The sequence below is a fragment of the Aeromonas media genome, from assembly GCF_000819985.1.
Lineage (GTDB): Bacteria > Pseudomonadota > Gammaproteobacteria > Enterobacterales > Aeromonadaceae > Aeromonas > Aeromonas media.
Genome location: NZ_CDBZ01000210.1, coordinates 1 through 18,050 on the forward strand (window position 1 = coordinate 1; position 18,050 = coordinate 18,050).

The 18,050-nt window shown below is 57.8% G+C and carries 19 protein-coding genes, 2 tRNA genes and 1 pseudogene; 9 read left to right on the forward strand and 13 right to left on the reverse strand.

The window, feature by feature from the left end; genetic code table 11:
- From BN1127_RS21860 to BN1127_RS21865, 5 genes are all read right to left on the reverse strand, one after another.
- On the reverse strand, positions 1–438 hold a 438-nt coding region (locus BN1127_RS21860), incomplete at its 3' end, for an IS4/Tn5 family transposase DNA-binding protein (protein ID WP_269425396.1).
- An 88-nt stretch (positions 439–526) separates the two neighbouring features.
- Positions 527–1,147: a restriction endonuclease subunit S gene (locus BN1127_RS18840; RefSeq protein WP_042650520.1), complete on the reverse strand. Its 621-nt coding sequence runs from the start codon at positions 1,145–1,147 to the stop codon at positions 527–529.
- Entirely contained in the window at positions 1,144–2,784 is a 1,641-nt protein-coding gene (locus BN1127_RS18845) for a type I restriction-modification system subunit M (RefSeq protein WP_042650482.1), read from the reverse strand. The genes BN1127_RS18840 and BN1127_RS18845 overlap by 4 nt, the downstream gene beginning before the upstream one ends.
- A 157-nt stretch (positions 2,785–2,941) precedes the next feature.
- The gene (locus tag BN1127_RS18850) at positions 2,942–6,346 is read right to left on the reverse strand and encodes a DEAD/DEAH box helicase family protein (protein ID WP_042650483.1); all 3,405 of its coding nucleotides are present in this window, start codon (positions 6,344–6,346) and stop codon (positions 2,942–2,944) included.
- Between the two features lie 5 nt (positions 6,347–6,351).
- Positions 6,352–6,504: a hypothetical protein gene (locus BN1127_RS21865; protein WP_231557519.1), complete on the reverse strand. Its 153-nt coding sequence runs from the start codon at positions 6,502–6,504 to the stop codon at positions 6,352–6,354.
- Positions 6,505–6,867: 363 nt separating this feature from the next.
- Between BN1127_RS21865 and BN1127_RS22260 the strand changes: the two genes are divergently transcribed.
- Entirely contained in the window at positions 6,868–7,281 is a 414-nt protein-coding gene (locus BN1127_RS22260) for a hypothetical protein (RefSeq protein ID WP_156139789.1), read from the forward strand.
- A 119-nt stretch (positions 7,282–7,400) separates the two neighbouring features.
- Positions 7,401–7,835 (forward strand): hypothetical protein, encoded by a 435-nt coding sequence (locus BN1127_RS18855; RefSeq protein ID WP_052833542.1) that lies wholly within the window; start codon positions 7,401–7,403, stop codon positions 7,833–7,835.
- A gap of 357 nt (positions 7,836–8,192) precedes the next feature.
- Here BN1127_RS18855 and BN1127_RS18860 read toward each other — a convergent pair whose 3' ends face one another.
- A complete protein-coding gene (locus BN1127_RS18860) occupies positions 8,193–8,624 on the reverse strand; it encodes a GNAT family N-acetyltransferase (RefSeq protein ID WP_042650484.1) in 432 nt (143 codons plus the stop codon).
- 182 nt (positions 8,625–8,806) lie between these two features.
- Between BN1127_RS18860 and BN1127_RS18865 the strand changes: the two genes are divergently transcribed.
- Positions 8,807–9,307: an SRPBCC family protein gene (locus tag BN1127_RS18865; RefSeq protein WP_005325836.1), complete on the forward strand. Its 501-nt coding sequence runs from the start codon at positions 8,807–8,809 to the stop codon at positions 9,305–9,307.
- A 60-nt stretch (positions 9,308–9,367) separates the two neighbouring features.
- Here the strand turns inward: BN1127_RS18865 and BN1127_RS18870 are convergent, their stop codons facing one another.
- Both BN1127_RS18870 and BN1127_RS18875 read right to left on the reverse strand, forming a co-directional pair.
- Positions 9,368–9,874 (reverse strand): GNAT family N-acetyltransferase, encoded by a 507-nt coding sequence (locus BN1127_RS18870; RefSeq protein WP_042650485.1) that lies wholly within the window; start codon positions 9,872–9,874, stop codon positions 9,368–9,370.
- A gap of 161 nt (positions 9,875–10,035) precedes the next feature.
- Positions 10,036–11,250: a GNAT family N-acetyltransferase gene (locus BN1127_RS18875; protein ID WP_042650486.1), complete on the reverse strand. Its 1,215-nt coding sequence runs from the start codon at positions 11,248–11,250 to the stop codon at positions 10,036–10,038.
- A 219-nt stretch (positions 11,251–11,469) separates the two neighbouring features.
- On the opposite strand from BN1127_RS18875, the gene BN1127_RS18880 reads away from it, so the two are divergent.
- The 4 genes and pseudogenes from BN1127_RS18880 to BN1127_RS22925 form a co-directional block, all read left to right on the forward strand.
- A complete protein-coding gene (locus BN1127_RS18880) occupies positions 11,470–12,288 on the forward strand; it encodes a DUF3100 domain-containing protein (RefSeq protein ID WP_041206180.1) in 819 nt (272 codons plus the stop codon).
- Positions 12,285–12,734: a hypothetical protein gene (locus BN1127_RS18885; protein ID WP_005325846.1), complete on the forward strand. Its 450-nt coding sequence runs from the start codon at positions 12,285–12,287 to the stop codon at positions 12,732–12,734. The genes BN1127_RS18880 and BN1127_RS18885 overlap by 4 nt, the downstream gene beginning before the upstream one ends.
- Positions 12,734–13,915 carry a M20 metallopeptidase family protein gene (locus tag BN1127_RS18890; protein WP_005325847.1) on the forward strand — a complete coding sequence of 394 codons (1,182 nt, stop codon included), beginning with the start codon at positions 12,734–12,736 and terminating at the stop codon, positions 13,913–13,915. Before BN1127_RS18885 ends, BN1127_RS18890 begins: the two co-directional genes overlap by 1 nt.
- 86 nt (positions 13,916–14,001) lie before the next feature.
- A pseudogene (locus BN1127_RS22925) lies at positions 14,002–14,346 on the forward strand (IS4 family transposase); the annotation flags it as partial.
- A 71-nt stretch (positions 14,347–14,417) separates the two neighbouring features.
- Here BN1127_RS22925 and BN1127_RS18900 read toward each other — a convergent pair.
- Complete coding sequence (locus tag BN1127_RS18900; RefSeq protein WP_005325848.1) at positions 14,418–14,807, reverse strand: META domain-containing protein; 390 nt, start codon at positions 14,805–14,807, stop codon at positions 14,418–14,420.
- A 167-nt stretch (positions 14,808–14,974) separates the two neighbouring features.
- Here BN1127_RS18900 and BN1127_RS18905 point away from each other — a divergent pair, with 167 nt between their 5' ends.
- Positions 14,975–15,451 (forward strand): hypothetical protein, encoded by a 477-nt coding sequence (locus tag BN1127_RS18905; protein ID WP_005325850.1) that lies wholly within the window; start codon positions 14,975–14,977, stop codon positions 15,449–15,451.
- Positions 15,452–15,455: 4 nt separating this feature from the next.
- Here the strand turns inward: BN1127_RS18905 and BN1127_RS18910 are convergent, their stop codons facing one another.
- Together BN1127_RS18910 and BN1127_RS18915 are read right to left on the reverse strand one after the other, a co-directional pair.
- A complete protein-coding gene (locus BN1127_RS18910; RefSeq protein WP_041207041.1) occupies positions 15,456–15,935 on the reverse strand; it encodes a putative 4-hydroxy-4-methyl-2-oxoglutarate aldolase in 480 nt (159 codons plus the stop codon).
- A gap of 117 nt (positions 15,936–16,052) precedes the next feature.
- A complete protein-coding gene (locus BN1127_RS18915) occupies positions 16,053–16,451 on the reverse strand; it encodes a DUF3293 domain-containing protein (RefSeq protein ID WP_005325852.1) in 399 nt (132 codons plus the stop codon).
- A 385-nt stretch (positions 16,452–16,836) separates the two neighbouring features.
- Here BN1127_RS18915 and arcA point away from each other — a divergent pair, with 385 nt between their 5' ends.
- Complete coding sequence (arcA, locus tag BN1127_RS18920) at positions 16,837–17,556, forward strand: two-component system response regulator ArcA (RefSeq protein ID WP_005325853.1); 720 nt, start codon at positions 16,837–16,839, stop codon at positions 17,554–17,556.
- A gap of 119 nt (positions 17,557–17,675) precedes the next feature.
- Here the strand turns inward: arcA and BN1127_RS18925 are convergent.
- Both BN1127_RS18925 and BN1127_RS18930 read right to left on the reverse strand, forming a co-directional pair.
- Positions 17,676–17,750: transfer RNA gene (locus BN1127_RS18925), tRNA-Gly, on the reverse strand.
- 104 nt (positions 17,751–17,854) lie between these two features.
- A tRNA-Gly gene (locus BN1127_RS18930) sits at positions 17,855–17,928 on the reverse strand.
- Between the last annotated feature and the right edge of the window lie 122 nt (positions 17,929–18,050).

An 18,050-nucleotide genomic window follows, 5' to 3' on the forward strand; every position in this document is an offset into this window, starting at 1 on the left:
CTCCTGATGCAGTAATCCTACGGTGCGGAATGTAGTGGCCTCGAGCAAGAGAACGGAGTGAACCCACCATCCGCGGGATTTATCTCCAATAGCACCCAGCTTGCCAAGCTCTTCGGCGACCTGGTGGCGATAACTCAAAGAAGTGGTGTCCTCAATGGCCAGCAGTTCGGGAAACGCCTGAGCTAACTTGACGGTTTGCATGGCGCCAGCCTTTCTGATCGCCTCGGCAGAGACGTTGGGATTGCGGATAAATCGGTAAGCGCCTTCCTGCATGGCTTCACAGCCCTCTGATGAGATGGTTATTGATTTTCCAGAACATTTTGCCAATTGAGCGGCGACGTTAACCAGACGGGTGGTACGGCGAGGATCACCCAGCGCCGCCGAAGAGAACACAGATTTAGCCCAGTCAGCCGCACGATGAAGAGCAGAAGTTATCATGATCGTTACCATGTTAGGAGGTCACATGGAAGATCAGATCCTGGAAAACGGGAATGGTTCCGTTCAGGGCGCTACTTGTGTATAAGAGTCAGCCCTTCGGGTTGGTGACGGGATCGCCAAACATATCGAGGAATACGCTGCGCAGGAAGTCATCGGCAAGGGCGATGGCTTGCTGGCGCTTCTGGCGGATGGCGTCGGCCTTATCCAGAATCGCGGCAATACGCTTTTGTTCTTCGAGTGGGGGAAGTGGAATTTTTAACTCTTTAAAGCGCGCAACATCCAAGTTGGAAATATTTGTGGTTTGTTTGCCTAAATGGCGAATTGAATGTTGAATCTCTGGGGAAGTAATCCAATAATATAAGTATTTAGATTCTATTTTGCTTTTTTTAGCTCTAACTATAGATATAAAGCCACCAGCTGTAGCCTCGTAATCTAATTTTTTAACAAAACTTGTTTTACCAACCAACTCCCAGCTATTCGCACTGGAAATCAACAGATCTCCATATTTAAGCTTCTGCTCTTCACGCTTCATAAAATCACGCGAAACTGAAATCAGATCAGCACAATCAAGCCCCGCCACCTGTACGTTTTTTGTTCTCATGACAACGATCGAGCCATGAGTAAATGCTGGTACAACATCCGTTGGCTTAAACGTAATTCCTCGAATAAAATCAATAACATTGCCAAGGCTAACCATCGGCCATTTCATAGCATTTTCCCCAGAGCCTTGAGATCACGCATAATCTCGACTTCCAGCGTTCTTAGCTTGCGCAGGATATCTTTTGGATCGTCATAGCTCTCCTCCTGATAAACCAACTCTTTATAGCGATTGATGGAGAGATCGTATTTCTGGGCGGCTATATCGGCCTTGGGCACGATAAAGGCTTGTTGAGTGCGGTCCTGATAATCCCGTTCACTGCCTGCTTCATCTTTCAGGTGCTCGTTATTGGGGAACTGCTGTTCAAGCTGGCGGCTGAGCTGGTGGCCGATAAAGTTGCCGACCGGCATATGAGCCTGTTTGCGGTAGTGCTGCCAGCTCGAAACAAGATGGGGCAGATCGTTGTGGGAGATGGGGTTGCGCTTGTCGTCGAGGCTGTAGCCGTCATTGGCGAGATCGTAGAACCAGACGTTGTTGGTAGCGCCGCCCTTGGTGAAGATCAGGATGGCGGTGGCGACCCCGGCATAGGGCTTGAAAACGCCGGAGGGAAGGTTGATCACCGCCTCCAGCTGGTTCTGCTCCACCAGCAGCTCGCGCAGTTGCACATGGGCCTTAGATGAGCCGAACAGCACCCCTTGCGGCACTACGGTGGCGCTGCGCCCACCGACTTTCAGCATTTGCAGAATGCGGGCGATAAACAGCAGCTCGGTCTTCTTGGTCTTGACTTTGGCCAGCAGCTTGGGGTCGATGTCTTCCTCGTCCAGGGTGCCAGTAAACGGCGGGTTGGCGAGGATCAGGTGAAAACCGCCCTGGCTGGCGTCCGGGAAACGATCGCTAAAGCCCTGGCTCAGGGTGTCCTGATAGTGGATATCGGGCTGCTCGACCCCGTGCATGATGAGGTTCATGGCGGCTATGCGCAGCATGGTGGCGTCGAAGTCGTAGCCATGGAACATGTCGGTATCGACGTGGTGACGATAGTCGGCGAGCAGATCCCCGGCGAAGACTTTTTGCTCTTCCAGCTCGCCACGCTCGTTGGCGACGATCTGGCTGTGGACGTTGTCGGCGGAGGTGTAGCGTTCGACGATGTATTCGTAGCTGTTGGAGAGGAAGCCTGCCGTGCCACAGGCGGGATCGCAAATGCGCTCCCGACGGGCGGGATTGGGCTCCATCATCTCGACCATGGCGCGAATGAGGTGGCGCGGGGTTCGGAACTGGCCGTTGATACCGGCGGTGGTGAGCTTGGAGAGCAGGTATTCGTAGAGATCGCCCTTGGTGTCGCCTTGGTCGATGGGGAGGGACTTGATCATCTCCACCGCGCTGACCAAGAGGCTTGGTTTGACGATCTCCAGCCGGGCATTCTTCATGAAGTGGCTGAGGATGGAGCCCTCGTGGTTGAGGCTGCGGAAGTGATCGAATACGCCATCGCGCACCACCACCAGCATCTCGTCCGCCCCCAGATTGGCGTAGCGGGCGAAGCGATAATCCTGCTCGAACTCGGCAAAGCGGTGTTTGAAGGGGACGCCTGCCAGCATTTCCCGCTGCTCGTCCTTGCTCTCCTGCATATCGAGCATACGGGAGTACATCAGGAAGGTGATCTGTTCAATCACGGTCAACGGGTTGGTGATGCCGCCGACCCAGAACGCTTCCCACAGCTTGTCGATATTACTTTTCAGTTCACCGGTGATCATGCTTGTCTCGTCACTTGAGTGGTCCCCGCTGCCAAAATGTGACTAGCAGACAGACCAGAAAATAAGGCCCGCACTGCGCGGGCCATTTGATGGCGGGGATTGTACCGCGCTTTTTATGGTGATGGGGGTTTATGACCCCTTATCACGTATCCCCAAATTAAAGGGCCGGTTTACCGGTATCGACGCTAAAGCCTTCGACGATGGTCTTGAGCGCCACCACCTGAGCCATATCGGGGAAGACCCCGATCACCCCCTGGCTGTTGACCGAGGTGAAGGGCTGTTCAAACAGCTGCTTCATCTCGATGGTGCCGAAGGTTCGGATGTGGTTTTTCAGCAGATCGAGAAACCGCATCTGGACTGCACTGAGGTTTTGCTGAGCGGCAAAGCCGGTGAAGCGCTCGGCTACCGCTTCGCTATCCATCCCCACCAGGGTGCGCAGGATCTTGTCGAGCCCGGCACTGGCCTCGGGGTAGAAGTCGGTCAGCACCTTGATATCGACGTTGGGGTTTTGCACCAGCACCAACTTGCGCAGTTCATCGAGCTCTTTGTCATCCACCGGCTGACCCTTGCGGATCTTTTGCAGCACCGGGTTGCTGTTAAACAGCGGCTCCAGCACGCCCTGCACCTGCTTGCGGTAGAGCTTGAAATCCACCGATTTGAAATTGGTCTTGCGCTGACCTGTCTGATATTCGGCCTCGTCTTCCTTGATGTTGGTGACCAGCGGCGAGCTCGAAGGGGTGGGGGTTTTCTCCATCAGATGCATGATGCCACGCAGGGTGTTGCGGGCGTGTTCCAGCTGGTCGAAGTCGGCCTGTTGCCACCACACAAGCTCGCGCAACTGGTTGATCAACTCGCCGTGTTGCTGCACCTGAGCGAGGTGAGGCGGCAACTGCTCCACCTTCTCCGCCACCTTGTGATAGCTCTGCATCAACTGCTCTGGGTTGTCATAGAGCGCCTGCTGGGCAGCGATCATGTCGAGATCAAAGCGGATGGCGTCGCCCTGGCCACGCACGTCGAGCCACTGCATCAGGGGGGCCATTTCGCTTTGCAACGCCTGCTGGGTGGCAGGTGAGAACTGGCGCAGCAGCTTGGGGTCGCTGAGGCGAGCCTTCTCCTTCCAGTGCTCCTGTACCGAGATGGATCTGTCATCCAGCGCATCGAGCTGACCCCGCAGCACCATTGCGACCTTATCCAGCACATCCTTGGCAAACTTCTTCTGGGCGCTGCGGCCAAGCTGCAACCAAGCTTCGAAGCGTTGCTGGGCCAGGGATTTGCTGGTGGCTGGCTCCACCTCTTCGGGCTCCTGCTCGAAGTAGTCGAACACACCCCAGTGATCGAAGATGCGGAACTTCTCCTTGTGCTTGCCAGGCCCAAACAGATCTTTGCACAGCCGGGTACCACGCCCGATCATCTGCCAGAACTTCACCTTGGATCTCAGTGGCTTGGCAAACACCAGGTTGACTACTTCGGGGACGTCGATGCCGGTATCGAGCATGTCCACCGAGATGGCGATGGTGAGATCGTGATTTTTGCCATCGCCCTTGAAGTCGTCGATCAGCTGCTCGGCACGGGGGTCGTAGTTGTCGATCACCTGGCAGAACTTGCCTTTGAACTGGGGGTATTGGGCATCGAACACCTCTTGCAGCAAGAGGGCGTGCTGGTGGTTGCGAGCGAAGACGATGGTTTTGCCCGGCAACTGGCCCTCTTTATCCTTGATGCCGTTCTCCATCAGGTTGCGCATGATTGCGGCATTGGTCGGCTTGTTGTAGATGGCCTTGTCGATGCTCTGGGCATCGAAATCAAGCTCATTGGGGTCGATGCCGTCATCTTCCAGTTGAGCAATCTGCTCGTCGGTCAAGTTGTCGCGTTTGATCCCCTCGCGCAGGAATTTGGTGGTGTGAGCCACCACCTCGTAGGGCACCAAGTGATCGTCTTCGATCGCCTTCTCCAGTGAATACTCGGCGGTGGGCATCTTGTAGTCGCAGCCAAACAACTGGCAGGTGGAGCGGCTGACCATTTCGACCGGGGTTGCGGTCAGGCCCACTTGCAGGCAGTCGAAGTATTTGAACAGATCCCCATAGACGTTGTAGATGGAGCGGTGCGATTCATCGGCCACAATGAGATCGAAATAGCCCACATCGAACTGCTCCATGATGTTGAGCATGCCGGGATAGGTGGCGATAAAGATGCGAGCGGTTTGCTGGGTCGCTTTGTCGCTGGTGCCGACCACGCAGAGCGGGTCACTGATAAATTCGTTGAAGGCGTTGCGGGCCTGTTTGCGCAACTCCTTGCGGTCGCACAGAAAGAGTACCCGTTTCACCCAGCGAGCATCGAGCAATAACTTGGTTAAGGCGATGGAGACGCGGGTCTTGCCGGTGCCAGTGGCCTGCACGATCAGGGCACTGCGGCGCTTGTTGCTAAAGGATTCCGCTACCCGGCGGATGGACTCCAGTTGATAGAGGCGAGTGCCGCCCCCAGCGATGTTGGTGTCGATATCGGTTTGCAGCAGATCCTTCTTACTGGTGCGCTGCTGGATCAGGTGTTGCAGGCTCGCCTTGCTGTAGAAGCCAAACAGGCGGCGCGGCGGGTAACCATGCGCGGGATGATCATCCCAGATAAAGATGTCGTATCCGTTGGTGTAGAAGATGACCGGACGCTGACCGTATTTCTCTTCCAGCCAGTCGGCATAGAGCTTGGCCTGTTGGCGCCCTACTGCTGCATCCACCTGGGTACTCTTCGCCTCAATTACCGCCAGCGGCTGGTGGTTGTCATCCCACAGCACATAATCGGCACGCCCTTTGCCGGTCTTGGTGGGCTGTTTGAGGGTGGCCTCTTCCTGGCTGACCTGCTCAGTATCGGTACCATCGTCCGAGATATTCCAGTTGGCATCAAGCAGACGAGCATCGATCAGGCGGCGACGAGTCTCGGCCTCGTTCATATCGAGCAGGCTGACCGCATCTTGGTTCTTCTGACGGGACTGTTCGAGGCGGGCTTTGAGCTCGTCGGCCTGTTCCTTCGCCTGCTGCAAATCGCGCAAGATGGCAATTTCGCGCTCTTCGGCAGCCTTCAGGGCAGCGCAGGCTTTCTCCAACTCCTGCGCCTTTTTCTTCAAGGCATCGGTGGTGAGTTCAAGCGGTTGCTGAGGTGGCAGGGTAAAGCTGCCGCAGTCCTGCTGATTGCCGTTGTCGTAACGAATATAGAGCCAGGCGGCGACCAGCCATCCTTCCTTGAGCAGCCAGACCGAGTGCTTCTGCTCGCACTTCTCGCCGTGAGCGGCCTTGTTGCCGTATTGGCGCAGGATATCGAGCTTGCCGTGAATGGGCTTTGGCATCAGCTCGACAAACACATCGTCCTTGATGAGATCGAACAGGTTGGGCCGATAGCCTTGGGGCAAGCGCTCTTCCCGGTAGATCCAGCGCACGATCAGCTCGACCATGTTGCGCAGCTTGACCAGCGAGGTCTCCGGATCTGTGTAGACGTAACCTTCAGCCATGGCGCCGAGATCGGCGATCTCGGGCCATTTGCGGCGTAGCATTTCAAAGTTCAGTGACTTGTTGGGCATGGTCGTCAATCTTCCAGAAAGTAATCCGAATCCAGGGTCTTGATGGTCAGGGTCTCGCGGGTGGTGACACCGACGCCATATTCGATCATCAGGGCGGCGAGGCGCGGACCGTCGATCAGCACGATGCGCTTCTCAATCAGCCCCAGGGTTTCTTTCATGGGCTAGCCAGAATCAGACAAAACAGGTAGTTATCCTGCCATAGTGACCTCCATGGAGCCATTGAATCACGCACAGTGTGTGCGTGGGTTCAATTTAAATGAGAGAGTCAGATCGCTGGTGGATGGTGTTCTGTTAAGTGAGACACAGCATGTTTTAGCATGAAGAGGGCGACACAAGTGGGAGAGCCTGGGTCGAAGGCGCTGACAGGATTGAGCCACCGGAACTCCGTACCGGCCGACCCGCCACCGATACCCCAGTTACAAGCATTGCCTATGGTGTGAAGACCATTGCAACCGTGGCCGAGATGGGCAACTACCAGGCATTCTTGACGACGTGATGAATTCAGTAAAAGGAATAACTAATTGAACAAGCATCTTGATGAAATAAAACGGGATTACATTCGTTTACGTGCCAACGAGCAAGGACTCTGGCTTGAGGTGCGCGTTGTTGAATGGAACGGGCCTCATGCGTCATACAGCAATTGGACTGTGGTCAAGCGACTGGGGCAACCACCAGCTCCACCTGAAGAGCATACCATCCCGACAATCAGCTTACCGTTCAATACTGATGAACATGAATCTAATGTCCGTGATCATGGATCGGAGGGCTGGATAGTCACACCACAAGAACTGGAACAGTCGGTCGCCAAACTACTGACCAATCGCCGTTATTTTCGAGTGTGCAGCCACTGCGAAAAATTGTTCCAAAGGGGACGCATGTTCGATAACAAGACCTGCCATAGCTGTGCCGTGAAAGAATTTGGCGTAGTCTATTGAACCGTGTCGCTGGTCTAGGGAATGGCGATACAACCACTATCCTAGACCATAACCAATCTGTTTTTTGCTGCGCCATTTGCCGACAATTGGACGTAAAATCGGAAATTGAGGGACAATCCATGGCTGATCTCCCTGCTTTTATTCCTGTCCTTACTGTGATGGTGGACTATGGATTTGCGGATTTCCTGTGGCTCAAAGACTCACCATATGAAGAGGGTTACGTTAATCAGCCTTTCGCCGATGGTTTGAGTAGGGATGAAGATTGTCCGTTCTCAGAAGAGCTCTGGAAGAAGTTTGCCCCTTGGGCGATAGAGTTTGATAACACAAAGGGCGTTGAACATGCGTTTGACTCTGGTTGTTGGGATTGGGCTGCTTATCACGATCGCGGCCTGCAACTGGCACGTGAGCTCAAGGAGGAGGTGGGTGATACTTACCGCGTTGTTTATACCAAACCTGTTGAAGACCCGAATTTTAAACAAGACGAGGACAGGGAGATCCTGGCCGATGGGACAGTAGTGCCGTTTCATCGTGATGACGTGAATCTATCGAATTGAAAGAGTGAACGTTGAGCCAGCAGGAATTTGAACCCGCATCCTGTAGTGGGGACTACATCAAGAGAAGAGCTCACGTTCAATGGGTCAGGAGTACTTCTCTGCTTTGTACCATCATTAGTGCCATTGCAGTTTTCAGTGAAACATTAAATACTTAAATAACAACATGTTATTAATCTAATTCAGATTCCCCCAGCCCACCAAACGTTTGGAAAAGGCCACTTCGCAGGAAGTGGCCTTTTTTATTGCTTGCGTTCATGTCTCTGAGCCGGCTCTGGCTGCCTGTCCGGGGGCTGTGGAGGGTGGAATGGCCCTGATGCCGCCCTCTGCCGTGGCAGAGGGCGGGTCTCGCGTGGAAGACTAATCGACGGGTGTCAGGACCAGCCTGCGCCAGGGCCCCGTGATGTCGCAGTGCCCCGTTTCATCCGTATTTTCCCAGCCCAGTCGATGATAAAACGCCAGCGCCGTGGTGTTGCGGGTGGCCACCTTGAGGGATGCCGGGGGGTTGTGTCCGGCGAGCCCGGCGGCCAGCAAGGCTCGCCCCATTCCCTGGCCATGCCAGTCGGCCACCACATAGAGGTGATGCACGAAGCTGTCTTGACCCCAGATGGAGACAAATCCGCAGGGAGTGCCGCCCTTCTCTGCCACCCAGATCTGCTCACCTTGGGTCTGCTCGGCAAAATCCTCCAGCCTAAACAGGGAGGGCTCGACCCAATGAAAGGCCTGTCGCCTTCCCTTGAGGAACAGTTGCGCCAGCATGGGTTCATCTGCATCTCGCATCATTCTGATCATGAAGACATCCTTGATTTGCCTGCTCACTGCCTCCCACTCTCGATGGATCCCGCCGCGCTGTCAAATCGGCAATTTGGACCCCCTTGAATACGTGATGGTGTGATGCAGGGCTGCCTATTTTATCGCCTTAGGGGCTATACTGCCTGGGTCCCGTCCATGACTGGTTTGAGGTTCACTGATTTATGGATAACAAGCAAATAGAAGGCAGTATTCTGGTACCCGCCCACATCGACGATGTCTGGCGGGCCTGGACCACGGAGAGCGGTCTGCGCAGCTTTCTGGCGCCCGAATGCCTGATGGTGGCGGAACCCAACGGTCCTTTCGAAATCTATTTCAGGCCAGAGGCCCCGCTGGGGGAACGCGGCAGTGAAGGGTGCCGGGTGATGGCGGTCATGCCCCATGACTTGCTCAGCTTCAGCTGGAATTTCCCTCCCCAGTTTCCCCATATCCGTCAGCAGAAGACCCAGGTCAGCCTGCGCTTCGTGCCCGAAGGCCAGGGTACCCGGCTCCACTTCCTGCAAACCGGCTGGGCCCAGGATCCCGATTGGGACCAGGGTTATGCCTACTTCCGGGAGGAGTGGCTGGAGCTCAGCCTGCCAAGGTTGCAGTATCGCTTCACCCACGGCCCCATCGACTGGAACAATCCGCCGGGCAAGCCGCAGTTGAAATCTCTCGCCCAGTGAGGGAGCGATTGAAATGAAGAAGGACCCTGAACGGGTTCTTCTTCATGAGGGATCAGGCGGTCACTCCACCGACTCTTCATCGAACAGGGGGTGATAGAGCACCTCGCCCTGCAGACCGGCCAGCCCCCCGGGCTGCAGCTCCCTCGCCATGAAACAGTCGGCTGGCACCTCGTAGATGCAGTGCAGGCCGAAGTCGCTGGCAGGCCGGAAGCCGAAACGGGCGTAGTAAGCGGGATCGCCAAGCACCACCACCGCCTTCCAGTCCATCTCGAGGGCCGTATCCAGCCCTTCCCGCACCAGATCCGAGCCTATACCCTGCCCCTGCCAGTCCGGATGGACGGCCACCGGTGCCAGCCCGAGCCAGGGACCTTCCTGCCCGTCAATGGTGATCGGGCTCAGCATCAGGTGCCCCATGAACTCGTACTCTTCCTCCTCGACCATGGTGACCACGGCGGCCCCACACTCGCGCAGGCGATTGACCAGTTCGGCCTCGTCGGGACGACCAAAGGCGGCGCTCACCAGCTCGTAGACTGGCAGCATGTCGCCGGGACGCTCGGTTCTCAACATACAGGGTTACTCCTCGTACAGCAGGGCGGCCATTATTTCACAGAAGTGGCCCCTGACTTGAGCGTCTTTATCCGAAAATGGGAGGGCTGACTCAGGAAAACGAGTGGCAATCCGTGCGCCAAACGTCGCAATACCTCCCCTTCCCACCGGCTTCGTCAACATCAAGCGCCAGGATCCCCTAGCAATCGCAGCAGATAACCGAAACCAAGCTCTTTCCGATCCTTGAGCAGGATACCGCCACCATGGGTCTGCATCCCGGGGACCTCAGGTGCCAGCCAGGCGAGCGGATGGCACCTGACCGTCAGCCCTGCGGGGAGGTGCAGCTCACCGCCCGCATCGGTTCCTTCCATGAAGAGCGCCACCTCCTGCCCTCCGGCCTCGTTCTCATGGAGGATCGCCACCGCCACCCGCTCGTCTTCGAGCCAGGGGGCCAGCGCCCCCTTGAGGCCGTCCGGCAGGTGCGGCGGGCGATCCAGCCGCCAATGATCCAGTTCAGCGGGTTGGCGTGCCGACCCGGGCCGCCGACCGCAATGATGCATGCCGAGCTTGGCCATCACCCGGCCGGAGGCCAGGTTGCCCCGCATGTGGCGGGCGGTCAGGGCGGGCAGGCGCAGCTGCTCGAAGGCAAAGGTCCTGACCAGCAGCGCCGCCCTGGTGGCCAGCCCGCGGTTTTGCCAGGGCACGCCCACCCACCAGGCCAGCTCGCCGTGCCAGTGCAAGGAGATCACCCCGAGCAGAGGGGCCGGCTCATCACGGGTGGGCAAGGTCAGGGCCCAGGTCCACCCCAGCCCGAGGGCGGCCTTGCGCCCGCTCATGGCGAGCCAGTCGCGGGCCGCCTCCAGTGGATAAGGATGGGGGATGTTGAGGGTGTAGCGGGCAAGCGCCTCATCCGAGCAATAACGCACGATGTCGGTCTCATCCTCCGCCTGCAGTGGTCGCAGCACCAAGCAAGAGACTGGTTCGGACGATGGCTCATGCAATGTGGGGATGTACAGGCGCCGGGCAAGCAGTCGCTGCAGTACATCAGCCAGCTCGTCGTCCGCGCTCAATCGCAGATCCGCGCCGCTGGGCCCCAGGGTGAGCAGGCCGCTCTCCTTGGCCAGGGTCAGGAGAACGCAGGAGGCAGAGATCAGGATCTGGCGGCTCGGGTCCGCCGTCATGAGGGGCGACTCATCCTCCCCCAGCCAGGCGGCGAGCAAACCGCTGGCCGAGAGAATACCGTCGGGCGGGCAGCGGGCCCAGGGCGCAGGAGTCACTGCCGGCTGCTCGCCACACCTGCCGCGCAGCAACTGCCAACGGTTGCCCTGCCCCTGCCACCCCTGCAGCGCACCCTGCCAACGAGGCTGCCAGAGCGCCTCTTCTATCAACAGTTCCATGCTTCCCCCTGCGACCGCCGAACGGCGCAGCATAACCGGCTGCTAATGGTTTGTTAACCCATATCTTTAGCATGGTTAAACGGCATACCCCATGAAAAAATGCCATATGGCCAGCTTGATGGCGGTCACATTAATGCCCCCCTGCCCTTCCTATCATGCCCCCATCTCGCTGTGGCCGGCGCCGCTCGAGAATGACAACGCATAACAAGAGAACACACTATGCAGCAAACCAGCCCACTCAAAACGGTGTTAGTCAGTACCCTGGCGACCGCCTTGCTGATCTTCGTGGCCCAGTACCTCATCGGGAAACAGGAGATAAGGATAGGCATCGCCATCATCCCCATACTGCCCATGCTCTTTGCCGTCATCATCGGCATGATAGTCTCCGCCAAGCCCGTCAAGGATCGCATCCCCGGCTGGAAGCGCCTCTTTGGCGAGAAGGAAGAGGGCTTCTGCGGCAAGATGGTGGGCTTCAGCCTGCTGATCCTGGGTACCCAGTATGCGGGCATGATCATCCCCAACCTCAAGATGATCCTGAGCGTCGGCGTGCCGCTCTTCCTGCAGGAGATAGGCAACCTCCTGCCCATCCTCATCGCCATCCCGCTGGCGGTGAAGTTCGGCTTCGGTCGCCGCGCCATCGGGGCCTGCTCCTCCATCAGCCGTGAACCCTCGGTCGCGGTGATCCAGGGCAGATTCGGCACCGGATCCCAGGAGTACATAGGCGTGCTCGCCATCTACCTGTGCGGCTCCGTCATCGGCACCCTCTGGTTCAGCGTGCTCGGCAGCATAGCGCCCCTCACAGGTCTGCATCCGCTGGCCCTGGCCGCCGGTTCCGGCGTGGGCTCAGGCTCCATGCTGAGCGCTGCCTCCGGTGCCCTGATCAACGGCCTCGACGAGGCACTGGCCCAGCAGGTGCTGAGCATAGCCGCCGCCTCCAACCTGCTCTCGTCGGCCCTGGGTGCCCTCTCCCTCACCTATCTGGGGCTGCCCCTTGCCGAGAAGATCTATTCCCTGACTGACAAAGGAGCGAAAGCATGAAAAGCATCGTGATGGATATGCGCTTCGTCTTCCTGGCGATCCTGCTGGCCATGTTCACCCAGACCCTGACCACAGGCACCCCGCTCTGGCTCATGGGTGACAGCTTCATCGCCATGTCCCTGGTGGTGTTCGCCTCCCTGGTGGCCAAGCGCTACCTGCCCTCGTCCCTGCCAGCCTTTGCCTATGCCACCATCATCGGCATCCTCATCTGCCTGCCCGAGACGCCGGTGCGCGGCCTCTTCATCGATGCCGTGGCCAAAATCTCCTTCCTCTCCTGCTGCGTGCCGCTCTTGGCCTTCGCCGGCCTCTCGGTGGGCGGTCAGCTGGAGGAGCTCAAGAAGATGTCGTGGAAGGTGATCCTCATCTTCATGATCGTCTCCACCTGCTGCTTCTTCGGCGCCTCCCTGGTTGCCCAGCTCGGTTTCTCCATTCAAGGGATCATCTGATGAACCACTACCATATCGAACCTGACCTGTTGGCTCTGCGCGGTTTCAGCCACGAGGTGCGCCACCACCTGCACCGCATCCCGGAATACTCCGGGGCCGAGTTCAAGACCTCCGCCTACTGCCGGGGATTGATGGAAGAGTTCGGCTACAGGATCACCGACTACCCGGGCTTCACTGGTTTTCACGGGGATCTGCACATAGACCCCAGCCTGCCCACCATAGCGTTTCGCGCCGACATGGATGGCCTGGAGATGCATGACATGAGCGAGGTGGCGTTCAAGTCCACCCATGAGGGGATGGCCCACAACTGCGGCCATGACTCCCACATGGCGATCGCCCTGACCGCGGCGAAATTCCTGGCAGGTCACCGGGAGCGGCTGCGCTACAACGTTCGCGTCATCTTCCAGATGGCGGAGGAGGACATGCGGGTGCCGGGGGCCGAGAAGATGGTGGAGCTCGGCTGCATGAAAGGGGTGGACGAGGTCTATGCCCTGCACAACGACGGCGCCATGGAGACGGGCACCATCAAGTTCAACCAGGGGGCCATGTCCTCCTGGGGCTCGGCCTGGACCCTGGATGTACACGGCATCTCCGCCCACGGCTCCACCCCCCACAAGGGGCTGGATGCCATCCGCGAGGCGGTGCGCATCATCGAGGACATGGACTACATCGTCGCCAAGCGTACCAGCCCGTTCAGCCCGGCGGTGTTCGGCTGCGGCATGATCAACGGCGGCACCATTCCCAACGCGCTGGCCGACCATGTGCAGGCCCGTGGCACCATACGTGCCATGGACGCCGAGACCGACCGGATCCTGAAAAACAGCTTCAGGGACATCATCGCCCAGAGCGAGCTGCGCGGCTTCAAGACCACCATGGTCCATGCCGGCTACCCGGCGGTGGAGAACCACGCTGGGGCCTGCGAGCGCCTGCTGCAAGCCGCCGCCGAGGTGCTGCCCGCCGAGTGCATCAATGCCCAGGGTCAACCCATGACAGGCAGCGAAGACTTCAGCTACATGATCAACGCCACCCCGGATCGCAAGGGGGCCATGTTCTTCCTCGGCAGCGGCAATCAAGCCAAGGGGATCTGCAACTACCTGCACGCCAATCCCTATTACCTGGACGATGACTGCCTGCTGATTGGCGCCCAGATCTTTGTCAATCTGGCGACCAGACGCACCTGACGGGCAAGGGGGAGCTGCAATTACTCACATCATGCATCCCCCAACTATCTGGCAGGTGGGCCGCGGAGGCCCGCCTGCTGACCCGCACCCTCAACAGCAAGGAGGCGGTGGGTATAAGGCAAGATCGATGGATGCACTGCCAGCGTACAACCTGTCGCACAGCCAGATGGTGAAGATGGCGGCGAGCCTGAAGAGAGACACGACGAGTCAGCTGAGTTTTCATATGGCGTCGGCGTTCCTCATCCATGACGGTGCTGCATGCCGTATGTGTCAGCGGGCAATCTCCCAAGGCGGGGAGCGGACCTTGAGCCACAAGCGAGGTTGTTTGTTCTGCCCATCAGAAGAGAGCGATATTGGCCGTGCAGTGTGAAGGCAAGGTCACAGAAGGAGAATATGAAAAAAGCGAATAAAAAAATGCCAGTCAAACTTAACTGACTGGCATTACGCCGTGGCGTCTTTGGGGCTGGTGTCAGGCTGCGACAATCCCTGACAACATACCCGTTTATTTCACCGCATCGAAGGTCAGCAGCGTCGCCTGCTCGGCACTCTTCAGCACCAGCTGTTTGCCGCTTATCTGGAAGCTTGCCACCTTCTCCAGCGCCTGCAGGTAGTTCATCTCCTTGCCGGCCAGATCCCCTGTACACATCATGCGAGTCGCCCCCATGGGGCCCAGAGCCAGAATACCGTCCCCCTGCTCTGTGATGCCGCCAAAGTAGCGGTTGCAGCCGCCCTTGCCTGCCACCTTGTCGCCGGCGACCTGCAGGGTGAAGGTATCACCGCTCGCCCCTTGCAACTGCCAGGTCGATGCTTGCAGCTCTGCCAGGGTAGAACCCGTTGCCATGGCGCAGCCTCCCAGGGCCAGCGCAGCCAGCAGGGTCAGTTTCTTGTTCATGAGTTCACCTCGTGATGGAGAAAGTCGTGAAGACACAGAGTGAGGGGCCTGTTTATCATGACTCTGGCGCCCATCAAAACTCTTTTATTGTGATCGGGGTTCCCTTTACTCCCTGCTGGCATGTGCCATGCTTGTAGTCCTGTTCCGGACCCAGGGAGGGGAAACGAATGGTCAAGTCTCTCGTCATCGCACTCGCATTCGGTCTCACTTTTTCGGCCCAGGCCGCCGACTGGGATTTCCTCAAAAACGAAGCCGACAGCCAGCTCTACGTGAAAAGCTATTCCGGCGTACTGCTCGGCAACCAGGCCCATACGGGCGACAATTTCGATATCTGGCTCATCAACACCGGCTACCAATATCCGGTAGAGGATGATATCAGCCTCTACATGGAGGCCGGACCGGCAGTGGGCAGCCACAGCGAGCAGGCCGGCTTCAATATCAGCTCTGGGGTGCGCTACCGCCTATCCCCCTCACTGAACATCGGCAGCCAGCTCAAACAGCTGGAGGTGAGCAAGCCCAGCACCCTGGTGGAGCTCAACAGCAGCCTGCTGGTGACACCGCAGTTGGCCATCACCGCCAACTACGGCCTCAGTGCCTTCAGCACCGAGCAGTTCCTCACCCTGGGGGTAGGTTTCAACTTCTGAGGGATCAGAGGAGCCTGGCGCCACTGACCAGCACGCCATTGAGATCGGCGTAGACATAATCCCCCGGCGCTATGCTGACCCCGGCAAAGGACAGCACCACATCTAGCTCGCCCTGTCCGCGTTTCTCGGTTTTGACCGGACAGGCCGCCAGCGCCTTGACTCCCAGCGCCAGCGTCGCCAAGGTGCCCACATCTCGCACGGCGCCGTGGATCAGGATCCCTTCCCATCCCTGCTCCACCGCCTTGATGGCCAGTTGGTCCCCCAGCAGCGCCCGGCGCAGGGAGCCACCGCCGTCGATCACCATCACCTTGCCATGACCGGGGCTCGCCACCAGCTCCCGCACCAGGCTGTTGTCCTCGAAGCAGGAGAGAGTGACCGCTTCGCCATAAAACAGCGGCTTGCCGCCATAATCGTGAAACAGCGGCTCTGCCACCTGCAGGGCATCGCCATGTTGATCGCAAAGGTCGGGCAGTAGATCCATCATGGTCAGCATCCTTCCATGGAGTGAATGAGTCCGCTCATTCTTTCATCATGTGGACAGGCTGACAATCCAGCGGGCAACCGACATACCCGGATGGTGTGGCTCCCGTCCAGCCTCTCATCATGCGAAAGCTCTGAGCATCCAGCGGGAAGTCAGTCTGCCAAGATGGCATGGCTCCCCCTTCAGCAGGACGGGCACCAACCAGAGCTCCCCCTCTACCACCCAGTAGAGGGCATTCTGCCCGAAGCGGGCGGCCAGTCGGATGGCCTCGCCCTGAGGAATGTGCAGCAACAGGGACGCCTCCTGCCAGCACTCATCCGGAGCGCTGCCCCACACGGGCCCCATCACCAGGGTATCGGCAAGGTGGCGTGACAGGGCGCGTTGACGTCGGGCGTTGCGGCGCATCCCCACCAGCTGGCTGGCCGGATTCCAGGCCGTGACGATGGCATAGGCAGCCCAGACTGGCGGTGCGAAGGGGGCAATAAAACACACATTTCTGTAGTTTTCCCACAAAGTCATGTCAACCACATGTTACATCCCATTACATTTCTTAAGGGCGAAAAAGCGGGCCAGCCCACGTATGATGCAGCGAACCTCGGGATTGACTTATATCAAACCTGAGTTAAAAAGTTGCTATCTGACGGCAAAGAGTGTTGTTATGCGCCTGTTAACTGATAAAATGCAGCAACTTTTGTAATGGACTACCTTTCCAGGCTTCTCTCGATCAGACTTGTTGAGAGCCTATGTGCGGCACAGGGATGTTTGCCAACATAGATACCAAATTCGCGATGATTCGACCTGACATTCATACCCAGGATGACGTAATAAATTTTCAGGACCGGTCGGATAACGCCAAAGAGTGTTAAAATTTCGATAATTAACTGATAAGAATCTGGGAATACTCATGCAAACACCACATATTCTGATCGTCGAAGACGAGCTGGTCACCCGCAACACCCTCAAGAGCATCTTCGAGGCCGAAGGCTACATAGTGCTGGAAGCCAACAATGGCGATGAGATGCATCAAGCCCTGACCAGCCACACCATCAACCTGGTGATCATGGACATCAACCTGCCGGGCAAGAATGGCCTGCTGCTGGCGCGCGAGCTGCGTGAAGATGACAATATCGCCCTGATGTTCCTGACCGGTCGTGACAACGAAGTGGACAAGATCCTGGGGCTGGAGATCGGCGCCGATGACTACATCACCAAGCCGTTCAACCCACGCGAGCTGACCATCCGTGCCCGCAACCTGCTGAGTCGCACCATGAACGTGACCGCCGGTGGCGAAGAGAAGAAGCTGGTGGAGCGTTACCTGTTCAATGGCTGGGCGCTGGACATCAACAGCCGTGCACTGGTCAGCCCGGCAGGCGACATGTTCAAGCTGCCCCGCTCAGAGTTCCGCGCCATGCTGCATTTCTGCGAAAACCCGGGCCAGATCCAGACCCGTGCCGAACTGCTCAAGAAGATGACAGGCCGTGAGCTCAAGCCCCACGATCGTACCGTGGATGTCACCATCCGCCGCATTCGCAAGCACTTCGAGAGCGTGGGCGACACCCCGGAGATCATCGCCACCATTCATGGCGAAGGCTACCGCTTCTGTGGCGAGCTGGAGCAGGAATAACCCCTGCCCGGTGAAGCGAGAGGCGCCTGTGGGCGCCTCTTCTGTTTGTGGCTGGTGCAAGTCGTCTGTCCGCCAAAACAAAAAGCCCACTCAGTCGAGTGGGCTTTTTGCATGAAAGCTGGAGCGGGCAGCGGGAATCGAACCCGCATCATCAGCTTGGAAGGCTGAGGTAATAGCCATTATACGATGCCCGCAAGACATCAGGAACGCAGCAGATACAAGGCATGGAATCGGCGTCTTAAGAGACGTGCCAGAAGTAGGCAACAACGAGACGGGACAGATACCTGGTATCAGAATGTGGAGCGGGTGATGGGAATCGAACCCACGTATGCAGCTTGGGAAGCTACCGTTCTACCATTGAACTACACCCGCGTCAGTGGCCTCTACTATATGCATTTTGCCGGCGAGCGCAATCACCGCCTTCGTATTTTTTGCCATAAATCAAGCTGTTCGGCCAACTATTGAGCATGCAGCTGCTTTTTCAAACAAAGACG

Excerpts from the sequence above, each read along its gene's own strand:
- BN1127_RS18840 (WP_042650520.1), bottom strand. The coding sequence starts at position 1,147 with ATGAAATGGCCGATGGTTAGCCTTGGCAATGTTATTGATTTTATTCGA.
- BN1127_RS18845 (WP_042650482.1), bottom strand. The coding sequence starts at position 2,784 with ATGATCACCGGTGAACTGAAAAGTAATATCGACAAGCTGTGGGAAGCG.
- BN1127_RS18850 (WP_042650483.1), bottom strand. The coding sequence starts at position 6,346 with ATGCCCAACAAGTCACTGAACTTTGAAATGCTACGCCGCAAATGGCCC.
- BN1127_RS21865 (WP_231557519.1), bottom strand. The coding sequence starts at position 6,504 with ATGAAAGAAACCCTGGGGCTGATTGAGAAGCGCATCGTGCTGATCGAC.
- BN1127_RS18855 (WP_052833542.1), top strand. The coding sequence starts at position 7,401 with ATGGCTGATCTCCCTGCTTTTATTCCTGTCCTTACTGTGATGGTGGAC.
- BN1127_RS18860 (WP_042650484.1), bottom strand. The coding sequence starts at position 8,624 with ATGATCAGAATGATGCGAGATGCAGATGAACCCATGCTGGCGCAACTG.
- BN1127_RS18865 (WP_005325836.1), top strand. The coding sequence starts at position 8,807 with ATGGATAACAAGCAAATAGAAGGCAGTATTCTGGTACCCGCCCACATC.
- BN1127_RS18870 (WP_042650485.1), bottom strand. The coding sequence starts at position 9,874 with ATGTTGAGAACCGAGCGTCCCGGCGACATGCTGCCAGTCTACGAGCTG.
- BN1127_RS18875 (WP_042650486.1), bottom strand. The coding sequence starts at position 11,250 with ATGGAACTGTTGATAGAAGAGGCGCTCTGGCAGCCTCGTTGGCAGGGT.
- BN1127_RS18880 (WP_041206180.1), top strand. The coding sequence starts at position 11,470 with ATGCAGCAAACCAGCCCACTCAAAACGGTGTTAGTCAGTACCCTGGCG.
- BN1127_RS18885 (WP_005325846.1), top strand. The coding sequence starts at position 12,285 with ATGAAAAGCATCGTGATGGATATGCGCTTCGTCTTCCTGGCGATCCTG.
- BN1127_RS18890 (WP_005325847.1), top strand. The coding sequence starts at position 12,734 with ATGAACCACTACCATATCGAACCTGACCTGTTGGCTCTGCGCGGTTTC.
- BN1127_RS18900 (WP_005325848.1), bottom strand. The coding sequence starts at position 14,807 with ATGAACAAGAAACTGACCCTGCTGGCTGCGCTGGCCCTGGGAGGCTGC.
- BN1127_RS18905 (WP_005325850.1), top strand. The coding sequence starts at position 14,975 with ATGGTCAAGTCTCTCGTCATCGCACTCGCATTCGGTCTCACTTTTTCG.
- BN1127_RS18910 (WP_041207041.1), bottom strand. The coding sequence starts at position 15,935 with ATGATGGATCTACTGCCCGACCTTTGCGATCAACATGGCGATGCCCTG.
- BN1127_RS18915 (WP_005325852.1), bottom strand. The coding sequence starts at position 16,451 with ATGACTTTGTGGGAAAACTACAGAAATGTGTGTTTTATTGCCCCCTTC.
- arcA (WP_005325853.1), top strand. The coding sequence starts at position 16,837 with ATGCAAACACCACATATTCTGATCGTCGAAGACGAGCTGGTCACCCGC.